The sequence below is a fragment of the Nocardia sp. BSTN01 genome, from assembly GCF_015354405.1.
GTDB lineage: Bacteria > Actinomycetota > Actinomycetes > Mycobacteriales > Mycobacteriaceae > Nocardia.
In genome coordinates this window covers 40,415-57,744 of sequence record NZ_JADKYP010000003.1, presented here as the reverse complement: position 1 = coordinate 57,744, position 17,330 = coordinate 40,415, and the positions used below count along the sequence as shown (strand labels likewise).

Annotated in this window: 18 protein-coding genes; 16 read left to right on the top strand and 2 right to left on the bottom strand. The window is 68.3% G+C overall.

Features of this window, described 5'->3' with window-relative positions; all coding sequences use genetic code 11:
* Positions 1 to 109 precede the first annotated feature (109 nt).
* Positions 110 to 1,105: a zinc-binding dehydrogenase gene (locus IRT45_RS03735; RefSeq protein ID WP_194804477.1), complete on the bottom strand. Its 996-nt coding sequence runs from the start codon at positions 1,103 to 1,105 to the stop codon at positions 110 to 112.
* 54 nt (positions 1,106 to 1,159) lie between these two features.
* Between IRT45_RS03735 and IRT45_RS03730 the strand changes: the two genes are divergently transcribed.
* The 10 genes from IRT45_RS03730 (at position 1,160) to IRT45_RS03685 (ending at position 10,181) form a co-directional block, all read left to right on the top strand.
* The gene (locus IRT45_RS03730; RefSeq protein ID WP_194804476.1) at positions 1,160 to 1,969 is read left to right on the top strand and encodes a helix-turn-helix domain-containing protein; all 810 of its coding nucleotides are present in this window, start codon (positions 1,160 to 1,162) and stop codon (positions 1,967 to 1,969) included.
* A gap of 45 nt (positions 1,970 to 2,014) precedes the next feature.
* Positions 2,015 to 3,217 (top strand): radical SAM family heme chaperone HemW, encoded by a 1,203-nt coding sequence (gene hemW, locus IRT45_RS03725; RefSeq protein ID WP_194804475.1) that lies wholly within the window; start codon positions 2,015 to 2,017, stop codon positions 3,215 to 3,217.
* A gap of 194 nt (positions 3,218 to 3,411) precedes the next feature.
* A complete protein-coding gene (locus IRT45_RS03720; protein ID WP_194804474.1) occupies positions 3,412 to 3,978 on the top strand; it encodes a DUF3558 domain-containing protein in 567 nt (188 codons plus the stop codon).
* Between the two features lie 52 nt (positions 3,979 to 4,030).
* Positions 4,031 to 4,549, top strand: a complete 519-nt coding sequence (locus tag IRT45_RS03715) for a hypothetical protein (protein ID WP_194804473.1) — start codon at positions 4,031 to 4,033, stop codon at positions 4,547 to 4,549.
* Positions 4,549 to 5,715, top strand: coding sequence for a WXG100 family type VII secretion target (locus IRT45_RS37630; protein ID WP_194804472.1), 1,167 nt, complete (start codon positions 4,549 to 4,551; stop codon positions 5,713 to 5,715). The genes IRT45_RS03715 and IRT45_RS37630 overlap by 1 nt, the downstream gene beginning before the upstream one ends.
* A gap of 111 nt (positions 5,716 to 5,826) precedes the next feature.
* Positions 5,827 to 6,582 carry an ESX secretion-associated protein EspG gene (locus IRT45_RS03705; protein ID WP_194804471.1) on the top strand — a complete coding sequence of 252 codons (756 nt, stop codon included), beginning with the start codon at positions 5,827 to 5,829 and terminating at the stop codon, positions 6,580 to 6,582.
* Between the two features lie 96 nt (positions 6,583 to 6,678).
* Complete coding sequence (locus IRT45_RS03700; RefSeq protein WP_039777824.1) at positions 6,679 to 6,888, top strand: hypothetical protein; 210 nt, start codon at positions 6,679 to 6,681, stop codon at positions 6,886 to 6,888.
* Between the two features lie 233 nt (positions 6,889 to 7,121).
* Positions 7,122 to 8,153 carry a heat-inducible transcriptional repressor HrcA gene (gene hrcA / locus IRT45_RS03695; RefSeq protein ID WP_194804470.1) on the top strand — a complete coding sequence of 344 codons (1,032 nt, stop codon included), beginning with the start codon at positions 7,122 to 7,124 and terminating at the stop codon, positions 8,151 to 8,153.
* A 131-nt stretch (positions 8,154 to 8,284) separates the two neighbouring features.
* Positions 8,285 to 9,433, top strand: a complete 1,149-nt coding sequence (dnaJ, locus tag IRT45_RS03690; protein WP_036499695.1) for a molecular chaperone DnaJ — start codon at positions 8,285 to 8,287, stop codon at positions 9,431 to 9,433.
* Positions 9,434 to 9,440: 7 nt separating this feature from the next.
* Positions 9,441 to 10,181, top strand: a complete 741-nt coding sequence (locus IRT45_RS03685; protein WP_194804469.1) for a 16S rRNA (uracil(1498)-N(3))-methyltransferase — start codon at positions 9,441 to 9,443, stop codon at positions 10,179 to 10,181.
* 68 nt (positions 10,182 to 10,249) lie between these two features.
* Here IRT45_RS03685 and IRT45_RS03680 read toward each other — a convergent pair whose 3' ends face one another.
* On the bottom strand, positions 10,250 to 11,509 hold the full coding sequence (locus tag IRT45_RS03680; protein ID WP_194804468.1) for an MFS transporter: 1,260 nt from the start codon (positions 11,507 to 11,509) through the stop codon (positions 10,250 to 10,252).
* A 101-nt stretch (positions 11,510 to 11,610) separates the two neighbouring features.
* Here IRT45_RS03680 and IRT45_RS03675 point away from each other — a divergent pair, with 101 nt between their 5' ends.
* The 6 genes from IRT45_RS03675 to era all read left to right on the top strand — a co-directional run bounded on the left by IRT45_RS03675 (position 11,611) and on the right by era (position 17,149).
* Positions 11,611 to 12,507 carry a LysR family transcriptional regulator gene (locus IRT45_RS03675; protein WP_194804467.1) on the top strand — a complete coding sequence of 299 codons (897 nt, stop codon included), beginning with the start codon at positions 11,611 to 11,613 and terminating at the stop codon, positions 12,505 to 12,507.
* A gap of 196 nt (positions 12,508 to 12,703) precedes the next feature.
* Positions 12,704 to 13,780, top strand: coding sequence for a PhoH family protein (locus IRT45_RS03670; protein ID WP_039777863.1), 1,077 nt, complete (start codon positions 12,704 to 12,706; stop codon positions 13,778 to 13,780).
* Positions 13,781 to 13,896: 116 nt separating this feature from the next.
* The gene (gene ybeY / locus IRT45_RS03665) at positions 13,897 to 14,451 is read left to right on the top strand and encodes an rRNA maturation RNase YbeY (RefSeq protein WP_030512859.1); all 555 of its coding nucleotides are present in this window, start codon (positions 13,897 to 13,899) and stop codon (positions 14,449 to 14,451) included.
* Between the two features lie 70 nt (positions 14,452 to 14,521).
* Positions 14,522 to 15,880 carry a hemolysin family protein gene (locus IRT45_RS03660; protein WP_194804466.1) on the top strand — a complete coding sequence of 453 codons (1,359 nt, stop codon included), beginning with the start codon at positions 14,522 to 14,524 and terminating at the stop codon, positions 15,878 to 15,880.
* Positions 15,861 to 16,232 (top strand): cytidine deaminase, encoded by a 372-nt coding sequence (locus tag IRT45_RS03655; RefSeq protein ID WP_194804465.1) that lies wholly within the window; start codon positions 15,861 to 15,863, stop codon positions 16,230 to 16,232. Before IRT45_RS03660 ends, IRT45_RS03655 begins: the two co-directional genes overlap by 20 nt.
* Positions 16,229 to 17,149 (top strand): GTPase Era, encoded by a 921-nt coding sequence (era, locus tag IRT45_RS03650; protein ID WP_194804464.1) that lies wholly within the window; start codon positions 16,229 to 16,231, stop codon positions 17,147 to 17,149. Before IRT45_RS03655 ends, era begins: the two co-directional genes overlap by 4 nt.
* Positions 17,150 to 17,330 lie beyond the last annotated feature (181 nt).

Here is a 17,330-nt window from a genome sequence, read left to right as displayed (position 1 = left end):
GGGAAATTCCCTGGACGGCCGTCCTAATTTGTGAGATGCGTCATAGATCAAGCGGATTCGCCGATTGCCGTACCGGCGGGTCCGTTCGGTGGCGTGCCGAGCCCGTCGGTCAGGGCAGTACGACGAGCTTTCCGGTCGCCTCGTCGTTCTCCATCCGGCGGTGAGCCTCGGCGATGTCGTCCAGCGCGACGACCCGGTCGATATTCGGATGCAGAACACCCGCTTCGACGCTGTCGACGATGCGCTGCAACACGGCCGTGCTGCCGGCGCACTCCTCGCTGTGGAAGGCGGTGAGCCCGGTTCCGGACGGGATCATCGCGATCGGCTCGAAGTCCGGGATCAGCCAGCCGCTGAGCGAGCCCGCCACACACACCGTGCCGCCGCGGCGGACCACACGAAGCGAATCCACTGCCGTACGCGCCCCGACCAGATCCAGGACGTAGTCGGGGCCCTCGGGCCAGATCGCGTGCACGGCTTCGGCCAGGGATCCGCCGTCGTCGGCCAGGACGTGATCGGCGCCGGACGCGATCAGCGCCGACACCTTCGCGGGCCGCCGGGTCGTGGTCGCGGTGTCGATACCCTCGGCGGCCGCGAGGGAGATCGCGGCCATGCCCACCGACGAGGTTCCGCCGCGAATCAGCAGCCGCGCCGCGCGCTGCCGCCCCGCGGACAGAACACCCGAGGTCGCCAGCGCGCCGTGCGCGGTCAGATACGTTTCGGGCAGTGCGGCGAGCACGTGCCACGGCAATGTGGTGCGGATCGGCATCAGCAGCGCGTTCGGCAGCACCGCGAATTCCGCGTATCCGCCGTCGAATTCGCGTCCCATCCCGCCCATCACCGCCGCGACCGTCGTCCCCTCCGGCAGGTTGGGATCGGTCGAGGCCACCACGTCGCCCACGCATTCGATACCGAGTACGCGCGGGAACCCGACCGCCGGGGAATGGCCCTGCCGGGTCCGCAGTTCCGAGCGGTTCACCCCCGCTCCGCGCACCCGCACCAGGCTCCATCCCGGCCTGACCTGGGGAATCGGGCGCTCTGCGATCTCCAGCACCTCAGGTCCGCCGGCTCGCACACAAACCACCGCACGCATCGTCGTCTCGCTCATGCGTTCACTGTCGTGGACCAGGGGGGCGGCCGACCACCGATAGAATGCCACGTTATGCCCGTTCGCCGCCACGTCGCCGAAACGGGTCCGACGTCGCGTCTGTGGCCGTCCGGGGGCGTGCACCAGTGGGCTTCGGGAGCGTCGAGTTCGGTCCACGCCCATGCGCGCGGGCATCTGGTGTACGCCGCCCGCGGTGTGCTCTCGGTGCACACCGATCGCGGGACGTCGATCGTGCCGGCCAACCGAATCGGCTGGACCCCAGCCGGATTCACGCATCAGCATCGCGCGCACGGACGCACCGACATGCGGATCGTCTTTCTCCCCGCGGCGCCGGCCCGGCGGCTACCGGATCGCCCCGCGGTATTCGGGGCCACCGATCTGGCCCGCGAGGTCTTCCTCAGTCTCACCGGGCCCCGCGACCACGACCGCGGCGCGCGCGCCCGGCTGCACCGCGTCCTCGTCGACGAACTCCGCGAAGCGCACGAGCAGCCGCTGCAACTGCCGCAACCCCGCGACGACCGGTTGCAGGCCGTCGCGCGGATCCTGTACGACAACCCCGCCGACACCACCCCGCTGGCCGAACTCGGGCGGGCGGTCGGCGCGGGCGCGCGCACGCTGAGCCGGCTCTTCCACGACGAGCTCGGCATGACCTTCTACGAATGGCGCACCCAGCTGCGCATCTCGCACGCCCTCGTGCTGCTCGCCGAGGGCCACGACGCGACATATGCCGCGCACGCCTGCGGGTGGGCGAACCCGAGCGGTTTCATCGCGGCCTTCACCGAGATCGTCGGCACCACCCCCGGCAGATACGCCCGCTCGCATCGGACCGATCGCGGGCAACCGGCGCCGGAAGCGGTCGACTAACCGGTGTGCCGCCGGTCACTGCGCCGCACCGGGCACACTGGTGGGGTGACCGCATCCGCTCCCGAACAGACCGCCGACGCGCCGACGCTGCGCGATTTCGGCGGCGGGCCGTTCGGGATCTACGTGCACGTCCCGTTCTGTGCGACGCGCTGCGGTTACTGCGATTTCAACACCTATACGGCGGGCGAGCTGGGGTCCAGCGCCTCGCCGGAGTCGTGGCTCGAGGCGCTGCGCGGGGAAGTGGCCGCGGCGGCAGCGGCTTTCGCGGAACTGCCGAGCCCGCAACCGCCGGTCTCGACGGTGTTCGTCGGCGGCGGCACCCCGTCGCTGCTGGGCGGTGACGGCCTGGCCGACGTCCTCGCCGCCATCCGCGCCGAATTCTCCCTCGCCGCCGATGCGGAGGTGACCACGGAATCCAACCCGGAGTCCACCTCGCCGCAATTCTTCGAGCACATCCGAACCGCCGGGTACACCCGCGTCTCGCTCGGCATGCAATCGGCCGCGAGCCACGTCCTGCGCATCCTGGACCGCACTCACACGCCCGGCCGCGCCGTGGCCGCCGCTCGCGAGGCGCGAGCCGCCGGTTTCGACCACGTCAATCTCGACCTGATCTACGGCACGCCCGGTGAATCCGATGCCGACCTCGACGCCAGCCTCGACGCGGTCCTCTCCGCCGGGGTCGACCACGTCTCCGCCTATTCCCTGATCGTCGAGGACGGCACCGCCATGGCCCGCAAGGTCCGCCGCGGCGAACTCCCCGCACCCGACGAAGACACCCTCGCCGCCCGCTACGAACGCATAGATGCCCGCCTCACCGCCGCCGGCTTCGGCTGGTACGAGGTATCCAACTGGGCCACAACATCTTCCGCCCGCTGCCGGCACAACCTGGGCTACTGGGACGGCGGCGATTGGCTCGGCGCCGGCCCCGGCGCGCACAGCCACCTCGGCGGGGTGCGCTGGTGGAATGTCAAGCATCCGGGCCGCTACGCCGAGCGCATCGCCTCCGGCGCCGGACTACCCGCCGCCGGATGGGAGGCACTGACCGACGCCGAGCAGTACACCGAACGGGTGATGCTGCGCGTGCGCTTGCGGTCCGGACTTCCGGTCGAGGAATTGGACGCCGGCGGGCGTGCGGCGCTCGAGAATGTGGTCGCCGAAGGATTGGCCCGGGTGGCCGATGACCGGCTCGTCCTGACCGATCGAGGACGCCTGCTCGCCGATGGAGTGGTTCGCGATCTGCTGAGCTGACGGTTGCCGTCTCCCGGGGCGATGCGACGGTATGCGCGCAGTGTTTCCGAATATCCCTGCGATGCTTCGCAGTTCCGGCAAGTCGTTACCTTTGCACACCACTGGTTCGGCCGGTACCGTCTAACGAGCTTGACGGGGGCGGGTGAGCCGGTCCGGCCCCGAGCGATGCGGCACCGGCAGACGTGAGGGGCGAGATGGCCAGCTGGGGGAAGGTGACGCGGGGGATCGCGCTCGGTCTGGGCGTCGTTGCGTTTGCAGCTGGGTGCAACTCGGGCGGGGAATCGCCGAACGTAACGAAGAGCGTATCGGCAACTGCCACTGTGGCCGCGGATGTACCGGCTGGATTCGACGCATGCAACATTCCGCAGTCGGTCGTTCAGTCGGAGCAGCTGAAGAACAAGGGCGTTGATTCCCAGGATGGCGCAGGGGGCATCAAATGGCGCGGCTGTCGGTGGATTCAGCCCGATGGCTACAGCGCGACGATCGACACGACGAACATCACACTGGCCATGGTTCGTTCGAACAAAGACTTCTCCGTCGATGAAGAGGTCACCGTGGCTGGTCGTCCCGCGCTCACTTCGCATGTGGCTGGGCAAGACCCCCACGCCGACTGCGTAATCAACGTCGAGATAAAGGGTGGGAGCATCGAGATCAGCATCGATAACCCGCCGACAAGGCGAAAGTCGGGCGACCAAAACTCATGCGAGATCGCGAAGCGGCTGGCGGGTGAAATTGCCCCGGCAATTCCGGCAAGCCTGTAGTTTCGAATGATCGACATCGGTTGTCACCGAATGTCAATGGGGAGGAATCGCGATGACTGACCGCGCTACCGCACCACAGGGCCCGCTGGCGAGTTCACTGACCGACGCGAACGATGGCAAGCTCACTGTCGCTTTCAGTGACAAGATTCGGGTGAATGCCGACGAGTTCGTCTATATTGAGCGCGATTGCCAGGCCTTCAAGGAAGAGATTCAAGATCTCCAGCAGATGGCGCAGACTATCTCTCGACGCGAGCATTGGGGGCTGGGTGAAACAACCGAGGGTCTGGAATCGGCCAAAGTCTTGGTAGGTTGGTTCCGCGGTAAGGCTAAAATCGTCGACTCTACCCGCGATACCTCTAATAACGTATATGACATTCTGCAACAGCATTACGACATAGTTGACCAAATCCAGCAACTCCATCGCACAATCGCCCAGAAGTACGTCGAAACCGATCAAGAATTCGCCGCCGAATACAACGCGCTGATGGCGAACACTCCCGCGAGCCCCATCGGGAAGGTGCAGATACAACCCGGCATCGTTCCCCAGAGCCCCGCGGTGGGGGCCCCGTAATGGCCACGGGTAACGAAAACCCCAGGATCACCAATGGCGGTGAGAACCCCGACAGTTGGACCCATCAGAAGATCTATGACTCCTTCGTCGGGTTGAACACGACCGAGGCGAATCACGGGTGCGGTGAATACGAGGAGATCGCCCGGCGGTGGAATTCGGCGGCGGAGCTGTTCGCGGCCCGCATTCACAACTCCAGTTCGGCGGCCTGGGAGGGGCCGGCGGCGACGTCGACGCGCGACGCGATCAATAGATATGCGCAACGGGCGTTGGATCTGGTAACTCCGTTGAATCAACTCGCGCAACGGGTTTCGTCGACGGTCGACGGTGTGGACAAGACGAGGACCATCGTCGACAAACCGCCGGCGCACGCGTCGGGGTGGAATCCGACCAGTTGGCAGATGCTCGGTATGCACGGTCCCAGTTCGCCGTCGGTCCGGGGCGATTGCGAGAACGCTGCCCGGGAGGCCATGCGGGATCACTATGTGAAGCAGTTCGTCGCCGCCGACGGGCAGATCCCGGTGCTGCCGGTACCGGACAATCCGGCCGATCCGTTGTACAAGCCGCCGGGGACGTCTGTCGCTCCGCCTCCGACCGGGCCCGGCCCTGGCCCCGGCCCGGGACCCGCGACTCCCGGTCCCGGGCAGCCGGGGAGCCCGACCGACAACACCCCGTCGACGAATCCGTCGTCCACCGCTCCGTTGTCGACGACGCCCTCCGGTCTCGGTTCGCCGGCGAATTCTCCGACCACCCCCAGTGCCGTGGACCCGTCCGGATTGGGTGCGTCCACGATGCCCAGCGGCTTGTCGGCTGGAGCGGGCGGCCTGTCCGGTGGCGGTTATCCCGGTGGCGGTCTCGGCGGCCTGCCCGGCGGGTCGACACCGGGCGGTCCGGGGCGCAGCGTCCCGGGTGGCCCGGCCGGCACCGCGGCGAACGCGGCCGCCACCGGCGGCGCGCTCGGCGGCAAGACGGGGACTTCGGGTATGCCCGGTATGGGTGGTCTGGGTGGTGGCAAAGGGAAGTCCGAGGGTGAGGAGAAGACCCACGACCTGCCCGAGTGGCTGCGGAACATGGAGAACACCGAGGAGTTGCTCGGTCCCGCACCGCGGACCATTCCGGGCGGAGTGATCGGCGGCGACTATGCCGAGCCGCCGGCCGGGTCCGGCTGATCGCACCGGGCTCGGCTCGCCCCTGTCAATCGAATCCTTCCGTCTCGCTGCCGTTCTCGTGCTCATCGAGTCCGGCGGTGTCGACTCGCATGATCGGAGCGTTTCACCACCATGGCCGAATGGAGTTGGGACCCGGACGATTTCGCGGTCCTGTGGTACAGCGATGCCAACGACCGGATACCGGTTCCGCTGCGCTACACCAGCAAGCTGGCCACCAACGACGAGGTCACCGCACACCGGGCCGCCGTGCGCGCCCGATACGGCACCGACGAGTTCGAGCAGATGAAACTGGCACTGCACACGCTCACCGCGTCCGAACTCCGCATCGAAATCCACGGCGAATCCGCGGTTCTCGGCAAGGGCAGGCCGCGCGAGTACCGCGTGATCGGCGCGCGCACCCCCTACCACGCCGTGATGCTCACCCAGACCGCCGACGGCGACGTCGACGGTCCCATCCGCTGCCGACTGTTCCCCACCGACCAGCTCGCCGGCCGCCTGGCCGCCATCGTGCCCGGATTCCCGCCGGGGAACGGGAAGCCGGACACCTTCCACATCGAGGACCTGCGCGCCCCGGACGACGGCTATACCCGTAATTCCGCGCGCGACCGTTTCCACCGCCTCACCGCCCGGCCCCTCGACGGCACCGGTATGGCGGGCCTGCTGGCCGGTTATCTGCACAGCCGCCCCGAGCCCTGGAACATCCTGGGATGGTTCGACGTCACCGGCGACGGGCGCTATCTGCGAGAGCAGTCCCGCGAGCACATCGGCATTCGCCCGGCGGCGAGCCGAGATCTGGCCGCGCACTTCGAGACCTGGATCGACCGAGCCGTCCGCCGCCTGCGCGAGGAGCAGCCCGCCACCTGGTAGCGATCCGGTGGATCGGCCGATTTCGCCCCGAATTCGGCGCTGCCGCCCGGACGTGGGCCCGGACAGCGTAGGGTTCGAGACAACTTGAGGAGATCCATGTCACAGGCACGCCACATCACACTTGTCCACGAGCAGAGCGAGTTCGCCGAAACGCGTGCCGCGGAGAAAGCCGAGGCCGCACGGCGCAGCGCGCTCGCCGCGCGAGCGGTGGCCAGTCATTCGACCGGAGTCGACGACTGCCAGGCGCTGCTGACGATGCTCGGATTGGATGCGGCGGCAGGCAAACTCGTCGCCGAATCGGACTGAGTTCGCGCATCGGGCGAAGATCGGACGTCGTCGCCCGCGCCTCCTGTGATTCCACCTCGTTCCGCCGCGCGATCGGGTGCCCGGCGCCGGTCCGGTATCACTGTGCGACCTCACACGCGGGAACTTGTCCGCACAGGAACTAAACTGGTGTCGGATCAACCGGGAATCCGCGTGGTCGATGCTGCCCGTGTGCGGCCGTGTGGACCCCGAAGGCGAGCGAGGAGGTGGGGCCGATGTCGAGCACCGAGAAGCGGCGGCTGGAGGTCCTGCGCGCGATCGTCGCGGACTACATCGCGACCAAGGAGCCGATCGGGTCGAAAACGCTGGTGGACAAGCACAATCTGGGTGTCTCCAGCGCGACCGTGCGCAACGATATGGCGGTCCTCGAGGCCGAGGGCTACATCACCCAGCCGCACACGAGTTCCGGTCGCATTCCGACCGACAAGGGCTATCGCCAGTTCGTGGACAACATCGCCGAAGTCAAGCCGCTGTCGAATGCCGAGCGCCGCGCGATCATGGAGTTCCTCGAAAGCGGCGTGGACCTCGACGACGTCCTGCGCCGCGGGGTGCGGTTGCTGGCGCAGCTGACCCGGCAGGTCGCGATGGTGCAGTACCCGACGGTCTCGGCGTCGACGGTGCGCCACCTGGAGGTCGTGGCCCTCAATCCGGCCCGGCTGCTGCTGGTCGTGATCACCGACACCGGGCGGGTCGATCAGCGGCTCGTCGACCTGGGGGCGGTGATCGACGACGAGGATCTCGCCGCCTTGCGCGGCATGCTCGGTAAGGCGATGGACGGTAAGCGTCTGTCCGCTGCCTCGAGCGCTGTCGCGGCGTTGCCGGAGAACGCACCCGCCCGGCTGCGCGATGTGCTGGTCCGGGTGTCGACCGTGCTGGTCGAAACCCTGGTGGAACATCCGGAGGAACGGCTGGTGCTGGGCGGCACGGCCAACCTCACCCGCAACGTCGGCGATTTCGGTTTCCCGGGCTCGCTGCGGGCCGTACTCGAGGCGCTCGAGGAGCAGGTGGTGGTGTTGAAGCTGCTGGCCGCCGCGCAGCAGCCCGGCACGGTGACGGTGCAGATCGGCGAGGAGACCCGGGTCGAGCAGATGCGTGGCACCTCCGTGGTATCCACCGGGTACGGTATGCCGGGTACCGTGCTGGGAGGTATGGGAGTGGTCGGCCCGACCCGGATGGACTATCCCGGCACGATCGCCTCGGTCGCCGCGGTCGCCCGTTATATCGGTGAGGTGCTCGCGGAACGATGAGCCCGCCCCGGTAACCGGGATCCGCGCCGACCGGCAACCGCGTTCGCCGGTCGGCCACAGTGAACATGGCAGCATCGGCTGTGAGCAGGGATGCTGGACGACACCCATTCGGAACAGGACTAGAGACTCAAGTGGCACGGGACTACTACGGAATCCTCGGCGTCGGGCGCAATGCGTCCGACCAGGAGATCAAACGCGCCTACCGCAAGCTGGCCCGGGAACTGCACCCCGACGTCAACCCGGATCCGGACGCGCAGGAGCGGTTCCGCGAGGTATCCACCGCTTACGAGGTTCTCACCGACTCCGAGAAGCGCCGCATCGTCGATATGGGCGGCGACCCGATGGAATCGGCGGGTGCGGGCGGTGGCTTCTCCGGCGCCGGCTTCGGTGGTCTGGGCGATGTGTTCGAGGCCTTCTTCGGCGGTATGAACGCGACCAGTTCGCGCAAACCGCGCGGACGGGTGCAACCGGGCGCGGATTCGCTGCTGCGGACCCGGCTGTCGCTGGCCGAATGCGCGGTCGGCGTCACCAAGCACCTCACCGTCGACACCGCGGTGCTCTGCGATCTGTGCCAGGGCTCGGGCACCAACGGCAATTCCAAGCCGGTGCGCTGTGAGACCTGTGGCGGCGCGGGGGAGGTACAGACCGTCCAGCGTTCTTTCCTGGGGCAGGTGATGACCTCGCGGCCGTGTCCGACCTGTCGCGGCACCGGCGAGACCATCCCCGATCCCTGCCGCAAGTGCGGTGGCGACGGCCGGGTGCGTGCCCGCCGCGAGATCGCCGCGCCGATTCCGGCCGGTGTGGCCAACGGCATGCGGGTGCGACTGGCCGCGCAGGGCGAGATCGGCCCCGGCGGCGGACCGGCCGGCGACCTCTACGTCGAGATCGTGGAGCAGCCGCACGACACCTTCGTCCGCGACGGCGACGATCTGCACTGCACGATCCGGGTGCCGATGGTCGATGCCGCACTCGGCACCACGGTCGTCATCGACACCATCCTGGACGGGCCCACCGAACTGACCATCCCGCCGGGCACCCAGCCGGGTGAGGTGTCGGTGCTGCGCGCCCACGGCATGCCGAAGCTGCGCTCCAGCTCGCGTGGCGATCTGGTCGCGCACCTGGATATCGTGATCCCGACCAAACTGGACAACAAGCAGTTCGATCTGCTGCGCAAGTATCAGGCGATGCGCAACGGCGAACACACCGAGGTGCTCTCGGCCCAGTCCGAACACAACAGCGGATTGTTCGCGCGGTTGCGCGCCTCGTTCAGCGGCCGCTGAAAACGCCGTGGCCGCAACGGTTTTCTACCTCGACGAGATACCGCCGGTCGGCGCGGTCGCGGTGCTCGACGGCCCCGAGGGACGGCACGCCGCGACCGTGCGCCGTATCCGGGTCGGCGAGCCGATCACGCTTTCCGACGGTGCGGGACTGCTCGCCGAATCCGAGGTCGTGGCCACCGGGCGGGACCGACTGGACCTGAAGGTGCTCGACCGGATGGTCGCCCCGCCCGTGTCGCCCGCGGTGACGGTGGTGCAGGCGCTGCCCAAATCGGATCGCTCGGAACTCGCGGTCGAATTGATGACCGAGGCGGGCGCCGACGTGATCGTGCCGTGGCAGGCCGCCCGGAGTGTCGCGAACTGGGAAGCCAAGGCGCGCAAGGGCGTCGACAAATGGCGCGCGGCGGCCCGGGCAGCGGCCCGGCAGTCGAGGCGCGCCTACATTCCCGAGGTCGCCGATCTGCACCGCACCGCGGATGTGGCCGAGCTGGTCCGGAAAACGGTCGCGGACAACGGGACAGCGATCGCGCTGCACGAATCCGCGACCGCACGATTCGCCGAGCTGCCGTTCCCGCAGACCGCGCCCATCGTGTTGATCGTGGGCCCCGAGGGCGGTCTGGACGACTCGGAGCTGGATGCGCTCACCGCGGCGGGGGCCACCGTCGCGCTCCTGGGGCCGACGGTGCTGCGCACCTCCACCGCCGCGGCGGTCGCGCTCGGTGCGCTGGGAGCATTGACTCCGCGCTGGTAGTTCGCGGAGCCGGCCCACATCCAACGTGCGCCGGTCACTTCGGCGCCGCCGAGAAGGTGGCGACGCGGTCACTCCGGTGTCGGTGAGCCCGAGGTGGCCCCGGGCAGGGAGCGGGAGTTCTCGGATCGCCGCTGGATTCCGAGGGCGGCCACCAGGCCCGCCGCCACGACGATCAGCACGCCCACGTACAGCGCCAATCCGGCCCAGCCGTGCCAGCTGTAGGCCAGCCCGGCCGACGCGCCGACGATCGAACTGCCCACGTAGTAGGCGAACAGATACAGCGAGGACGCGGCCGCGCGATTACCGGTCGCGGTGGCACCGACCCACGCGCTGGCCACCGCATGTGCGCCGAAGAAGCCCGCGGTGAACAACAGCAGACCCGGCAACAGGATCGCCAGATGATCCGGAATGGTCAGCAGCAGGCCGACGCCCATCGTCGCGATGGAGATCGCCACCACCGGGAAACGGCCGAGCCGATCGGCGAGCCGGCCCGCCGCGGTGGACGAGACCGTGCCCGACAGATACATCAGGAAGACCGCACCCGCGGTGGCCGCGGACAAACCGAACGGCGACTGGATCAGTCGGTAGCCGAGGAAGTTGTACACCGAGACGAATCCGCCCATCAGCAGGAAGGCCAACCCGAACAGCGGCAGCAGCGCGCGGTTGCGCAGATGTGCGGTGAGGTCGCTCAGCAGCGCGCCGACGCCGAGAGGCCGTGCGACGAAGTAGCGCGAGGGTGGCAGCATCCGCACGAACCACACCGTGCACAGCGCGGCGCCCACCGCGAAAATCGTTGCGCCCCAACGCCAAGATGCCACCTCCAGGGTGAAGGCGGGAATCAGCCGGCCGGCCAGACCGCCGATGGTGGTGCCCGAGACATAGATGCCCATCGCCGCGCCCAATCCGGCCGAACCGATCTCCTCCGCGAGATAGGCCATCGCCACCGCGGGGACGCCGGCGACGGCGATGCCCTGCACCGCCCGCCCTGCCAGCATCACGTCCAGATTCGGGCTGAACGGCAGCAGCAGGCCGATGACGCTGGTCGCCACCGCGGACGCGATCATCACGCGGGTGCGGCCGAACCGCCCCGACAGCACGCTCACCGGCACGATCGCCACCGCGAGCAGGCCCGTCGTCAGCGAGACCGCCAGTGCGGCGTGCGCGGGCGTCGCGCCGAAGGCCGTCGACAGGCTCGGCAGCAGCGCCTGCGCGCTGTACATCGACCCGAAGGTGGTGAGTCCGGCCGCGAAGAGTGCGAGGGTGATGCGTCGTTCGTGACGCGCGTCCTCGGCCGTCCGGGCGGGAGTGGTCACGGTCGCGCTGGTCATTCCTCCACCGTGACTCCGCGCGGCTGGAAAAGGAAATGCATAATGATCGGTAAGTTGATGCAATTGCCGCATTAGGTGAGCTGAGCGCGGGGAGCCTTCCGATGGCGAGTGACGATTTGCACTGGTTTCTGACCCTCGCCGAACTCGAGCGCGTGGGCGCGGCGGCCGACCGGCTGCATCTGGCCCAGCCCACACTGTCGCGCATGCTCGCCCGGCTCGAACAGCGCCTCGGCACGCAATTGTTCGACCGGCACGGTAAGCGGCTGACGCTCAACGAATCCGGGCGCATCTTCTACGAACACGCCCGCCGCGCCCAGGCCGAATTGGACGCGGCGGGCCGGGCGCTCGCGGATCTGGCGAATCCGGCGCGCGGATCGGTGCGGCTGGCATTCGTTCATTCCTTCGGCGGCCGGGTGGTGCCGGAGTTGATCGCCGGCTTCCGGCGGGTGTCGGGGCGGATCACATTCCGGCTCGACCAGGGGCCCGCGAACGTGGTGGCCGCCGAGGTCCTCGACGGCACGGCGGACCTGGGCCTGACCTCGCCCGAACCCGCGCTGCGGGGACTGGGCTGGCGCACGCTGTTCCGGCAGCGCCTCGCCCTGGGCGTGCCGGTCGACCACCGGCTGGCGGGACGGCGGCAGATCCGGCTGGCGGAGGCCGCCGAGGCCGAATTCATCGCCATGCCGACCGGATACGGAATGCGCAGAATTCTCGACGAGCTTTGTGCCGCAGCGGATTTCCGCCCGCGGATCGCATTGGAATCCAGTGATCTGGTGACCGTGTCGGGTCTGGTGGCGGCGGGACTCGGCGTGGCGTTGCTGCCGTGGGAGGAGCCGACGATGCGGGGCCCGCAGCCCGGGCCGGTGCTGGTTCCGCTGGCGGATCCGGGCGCCGCCCGCGCGGTCGGGCTGATCTGGTCGGCCGACGCGGTGCCCGGCGAGGCGGTGCGCACCTTCCGTGACTTCGCCGTCGAATGGGCGCACCGCAGCGGTCGGTGAACGGACGGTGACGATCGCTCATCTTCCGGGTGAGCGGCCTCTGAGCTGGGGCTGGAGATCAAATAAGTGGGCGGTGTCGGTGCCGCGCGATAGACTTTGAGGAAAGGAGAGGATCCGTTCGAGACCGGAAAGCAGGCCATAGCCCCTTTTGCGAACATCAGGCGATATCGGCGACCCGACAACACCCACGACCGGCATCGGAGCCGGTGCCCCCGGCAATGGTAACGGTTCGGGTCCAGCGGCCCGGACGGTGCGTTCCAGCATCGAACTGGCCCCCGAGTCCGTGTTCGGATTCCTCGGTTCCGCCGACGCGAACCTGCGTGAACTCGAAGGTTTGCTCGACGCCGACATCCACGTGCGCGGGAATTCGGTCACCCTCACCGGTAAGGCCGCCGATGTGGCGCTGGCCGAGCGGGTGGTCGAGCAGCTCGTGGCGCTGACGGCGCACAATCGCGTCGTCACCCCGGAAGCGGTCCGGCATACGGTCTCCATGCTGACCGAGGGATCCTCCGATTCTCCGGCCGAGGTGCTGAGTCTGGACATCATCGCCCGGCGCGGCAAGACCATCCGCCCGAAGACGCTGAACCAGAAGCGCTACGTCGACGCCATCGACGAGCACACCATCGTCTTCGGCATCGGCCCGGCCGGTACCGGTAAGACCTATCTGGCGGTCGCCAAGGCCGTGCAGGCGCTGCAGAGCAAGCAGGTCACCCGCATCATCCTCACCCGTCCGGCGGTGGAGGCCGGGGAGCGGCTGGGCTTCCTGCCGGGCACGCTGAACGAGAAGATCGACCCGTATCTGCGCCCGCTCTACGACGCCCTGCACGACATGATGGACCCCGAGGCGATTCCGAAGCTGATGGCCTCCGGCGTGATCGAGGTCGCGCCGCTGGCGTACATGCGCGGACGCAGCCTCAACGATTCGTTCATCATCCTGGACGAGGCGCAGAACACCACGCCGGAACAGATGAAGATGTTTTTGACCCGGCTCGGCTTCGGCTCGAAGATCGTCGTCACCGGCGACGTCACCCAGGTCGACCTGCCCGGCGGGACCAGGTCCGGGCTGCGGGTGGTCAGCGACATCCTCACCGATGTGGACGACATCCATTTCGCGGAGCTCACCTCCAGTGACGTGGTGCGCCACCGGCTGGTTTCGGAGATCGTCGACGCCTACGAGCGCTACGAGTCCGATGCCCGCCCGCAGGTGGCGCGGCACTACCCGGGCGGCAACCGCGCCCAGCGCCGCGCGGCCGACAAGGCGGCTCGCCGCTGAGTCTGCCCGAGCGGCTCGCCGCTGAGTCTGCCTGAGCGGCTCGCCGCTGAGTTACCGCAGCGGCTCGCCGCTGATGTGGTGGTGAGCCGCTGCACGGCCCCCATTAGGCTGGCAGGGTGAGTATCGAGATCGCCAACGAGTCGGGCATCGACGTATCGGAACCGGATCTGGTCAGCGTCGCGCGGTTCGCGATCGAACGGATGGACGTACATCCGGCGGCCGAATTGTCGATGGTGCTCGTCGATCTCGATACCATGGCCGACCTGCACATGCGGTGGATGGATCTACCGGGTCCCACCGATGTGATGTCGTTCCCGATGGACGAACTCGAACCCGGTGGCCGCCCCGACGGCGCCGAACCGGGCCCCTCGATGCTCGGCGATATCGTGCTCTGCCCGGAATTCGCCGCCGCCCAGGCCGGTAAGGCCGGCCATTCCCTCGACCACGAACTCGCGCTGCTCACCGTTCATGGAGTGCTGCATCTGCTCGGCTACGACCACGCCGAGCCGGAGGAGGAGAAGGTGATGTTCGGCCTGCAGAACCGTCTGCTCGCCGAATGGTACGAAAGCCTGCGCGAGGCCGCCCGCCGCGCCGAATTGGCCGAGCGCGACCGCCGCCTGCTGGGCAAGACCGGATTCACCGCCCCGGGCGACCCCCTGGATCCGGCATGAGCGGTCAGGGCCGGAGGCGGCAGCGCAGCCTCACCACGCGGGCCCGAGCTCATGCGGCCGAGGGCAGAGCGTGAATGCGCTGATCCCGCTGCTGCTGGCGATTCTGCTGGTGCCCGTCGGCGGTATCTTCGCGGCGATCGATTCCGCGCTGATGACGGTCTCGGCGGCGCGGGTGGAGGATCTGGTCCGCGCCGACCGGCCGGGCGCTCGCCGGCTGGCCCGGATCACGATCGACCGGCCGCGCTATGTGAACCTCATGGTGTTGCTGCGCCTGACCTGCGAGATCGCGGCGACGGTTCTGCTGGTGGCGGCTCTCGGCGAGGTACTCAGCTGGGGGTGGGCGCTGGCCGTGACCGCGGTGATCATGGTCGTGATCGATTATGTCGTCATCGGTGTCGGCCCGCGCACGCTGGGACGCCAGCACGCGTATTCGATCTCGCTGGCGGCCGCGCTGCCGGTGCAGGCGATCGGAGCGCTGCTCGGACCGGTGAGCCGGTTGCTGATCATGATCGGTAACGCGATCACCCCGGGTCGCGGATTTCGCAACGGCCCCTTCGCTTCCGAAGTGGAACTGCGCGAGATCGTCGACATGGCGCAGCAGAGCGGTGTGGTGGACTCCGAGGAGCGCCGCATGATCCAGTCGGTGTTCGAACTCGGCGACACCGCGGCCCGCGCGGTGATGGTGCCGCGCACCGAGATGGTGTGGATCGAGGCGGACAAGGCGGTGGCGCAGGCGATGTCGCTGGCCGTGCGGTCCGGGCATTCGCGCATTCCCGTGGTCGGCGAGAACGTCGACGACATCCTCGGCGTGGTCTATTTGAAAGATCTTGTGCCATATGCGGATCGGGGCCGCAGTGTGCAGGTGCGGGCGGTGATGCGGCCGGCCGTGTTCGTGCCCGACTCGAAACCGCTCGACGCTCTGCTCGACGAGATGCAGCGTCGCCGCAACCATATGGCGCTGCTGGTGGACGAATACGGCGGGATCGCCGGGCTGGTCACCATCGAGGATGTGCTCGAGGAGATCGTCGGCGAGATCGCCGACGAATACGACACCGACGAGATCGCGCCGGTGGAGGAGCTGGGCGAGGGGGTCTACCGCGTCTCCACCCGGTTGCCGGTCGGGGATCTGGGCGAGCTGTTCGGCCTGGAGATCGAGGAGGAGGACGTCGACACGGTCGGCGGCATGCTGGCCCATACGCTGGGCCGGGTGCCGCTACCGGGGTCGGAGGTCGTCGCGCACGGGCTGCTGCTGCAGGGCGAGGGCGGCGCTGATACCAGGGGGCGGGTGCGCGTGCACACCGTCGTCGCGCGCCGGGCGGGGGAGCCGGGCGAACTGTCGGGCGCGCTCGCGGATGCGGTGCGCGCCGACCGTCAGGGGCGGGAAGAGACGTCGAGATACGAGAACGGAGATGGCGATGACCGAGGGTGAAACCGCCGAATTGAGCGCCGAGGACGGCAAACTGCTGGTGCTGGCCCGCGGTGCGATGGGACGCACCGGCGGGGTGGCGGGCGCGGCGATCCGCGATACGGACGGCCGCACCTACGCGGCCGGCACGGTGGACCTGAACGCGTTGTCGCTGTCGGCGCTGCAGGCGGCGGTCGCGGCGGCGATCTCCAGCGGTGCGGAGGGGTTCGAGGCGGCGGTGCTGGTCGGCGGGCAGGATGGCGACCCGGGTGTGGCCGCGGTGCGCGAGGTGAGCGCGTCGGCCGCGGTCATCGTCACCGATCGCAAGGGTGCGACCTACCGCACCGTCGAGGCCGGAACCGAGACGGCACGATGAGCGTCGAGCAGCCCGGTGAGGGCGAATTCCGTTCCGGCTTCGTCTGTTTCGTCGGCCGGCCGAATACGGGTAAATCCACGTTGACCAATGCCATGGTCGGCCAGAAGATCGCGATCACGTCCTCGCGGCCGCAGACCACCCGCCACACCATCCGCGGCATCGTGCATCGCGACCACGCTCAACTGATCCTGGTCGACACTCCGGGACTGCACCGGCCGCGCACGCTGCTGGGGCAGCGCCTCAACGATCTGGTGCGCGACACCTACTCCGAGGTCGACGTGATCGCGCTGTGCATTCCGGCCGACGAGAAGATCGGACCGGGTGACCGCTGGATCGTGCAGCAGGTCAAGCAGATGGCGCCGAAGACGACCCTGATCGGCGTGGTCACCAAGATCGACAAGGTGGACAAGCCGCAGGTCGCCGAGCAACTGCTCGCGGTCTCGCAACTGCTGGGTCCCGAGGCCGAGGTGGTTCCGGTCTCGGCGGCCAAGGGCGAACAGGTCGAAGTGCTCGTCGATGTGATCGCGTCCAAGATGCCGGAGGGCCCGGCGTTCTACCCCGATGGTGAGCTGACCGACGAGCCGGAGGAAACCCTCATGGCCGAGCTCATCCGCGAGGCGGCGCTGGAGGGGGTGCGCGACGAACTGCCGCATTCGCTGGCGGTGGTGATCGAGGAGATCATGCCGCGCGAGGAACACGAGGACATGCTCGACGTGCACGCCCTGCTGTACGTGGAGCGGCCGAGTCAGAAGGCGATCATCATCGGCAGACGCGGAGCCCGGCTCAAGGAGGTCGGCACCGCGGCGCGCAAGCAGATCGAGCACATCCTGGGCACCCGCATCTATCTGCATCTGCACGTGAAGGTGGCCAAGGACTGGCAGCGCGATCCCAAGCAGCTGCGCAAGCTGGGCTTCTGACCGGGTCTCGTCTCGATGCCGTCGTCAACTGTGATCTCCGTCTCGGGCCGCGAGTGAATCGCGGCGCGAATCCGGTCACCCGTTCATATCGGAGTCGCAGGTTGGCCGTAGTCGAATTGTGATGTGCGATTCCGGCATTTCCGCAGGAGCGCGCGAACTGTGTGCGCACGCACATTGTGAG

Excerpts from the sequence above, each read along its gene's own strand:
- IRT45_RS03735 (WP_194804477.1), bottom strand. The coding sequence starts at position 1,105 with ATGAGCGAGACGACGATGCGTGCGGTGGTTTGTGTGCGAGCCGGCGGA.
- IRT45_RS03730 (WP_194804476.1), top strand. The coding sequence starts at position 1,160 with ATGCCCGTTCGCCGCCACGTCGCCGAAACGGGTCCGACGTCGCGTCTG.
- IRT45_RS03720 (WP_194804474.1), top strand. The coding sequence starts at position 3,412 with ATGGCCAGCTGGGGGAAGGTGACGCGGGGGATCGCGCTCGGTCTGGGC.
- IRT45_RS03715 (WP_194804473.1), top strand. The coding sequence starts at position 4,031 with ATGACTGACCGCGCTACCGCACCACAGGGCCCGCTGGCGAGTTCACTG.
- IRT45_RS37630 (WP_194804472.1), top strand. The coding sequence starts at position 4,549 with ATGGCCACGGGTAACGAAAACCCCAGGATCACCAATGGCGGTGAGAAC.
- IRT45_RS03705 (WP_194804471.1), top strand. The coding sequence starts at position 5,827 with ATGGCCGAATGGAGTTGGGACCCGGACGATTTCGCGGTCCTGTGGTAC.
- IRT45_RS03700 (WP_039777824.1), top strand. The coding sequence starts at position 6,679 with ATGTCACAGGCACGCCACATCACACTTGTCCACGAGCAGAGCGAGTTC.
- hrcA (WP_194804470.1), top strand. The coding sequence starts at position 7,122 with ATGTCGAGCACCGAGAAGCGGCGGCTGGAGGTCCTGCGCGCGATCGTC.
- IRT45_RS03680 (WP_194804468.1), bottom strand. The coding sequence starts at position 11,509 with ATGACCAGCGCGACCGTGACCACTCCCGCCCGGACGGCCGAGGACGCG.
- IRT45_RS03675 (WP_194804467.1), top strand. The coding sequence starts at position 11,611 with ATGGCGAGTGACGATTTGCACTGGTTTCTGACCCTCGCCGAACTCGAG.
- IRT45_RS03655 (WP_194804465.1), top strand. The coding sequence starts at position 15,861 with ATGGCGATGACCGAGGGTGAAACCGCCGAATTGAGCGCCGAGGACGGC.
- era (WP_194804464.1), top strand. The coding sequence starts at position 16,229 with ATGAGCGTCGAGCAGCCCGGTGAGGGCGAATTCCGTTCCGGCTTCGTC.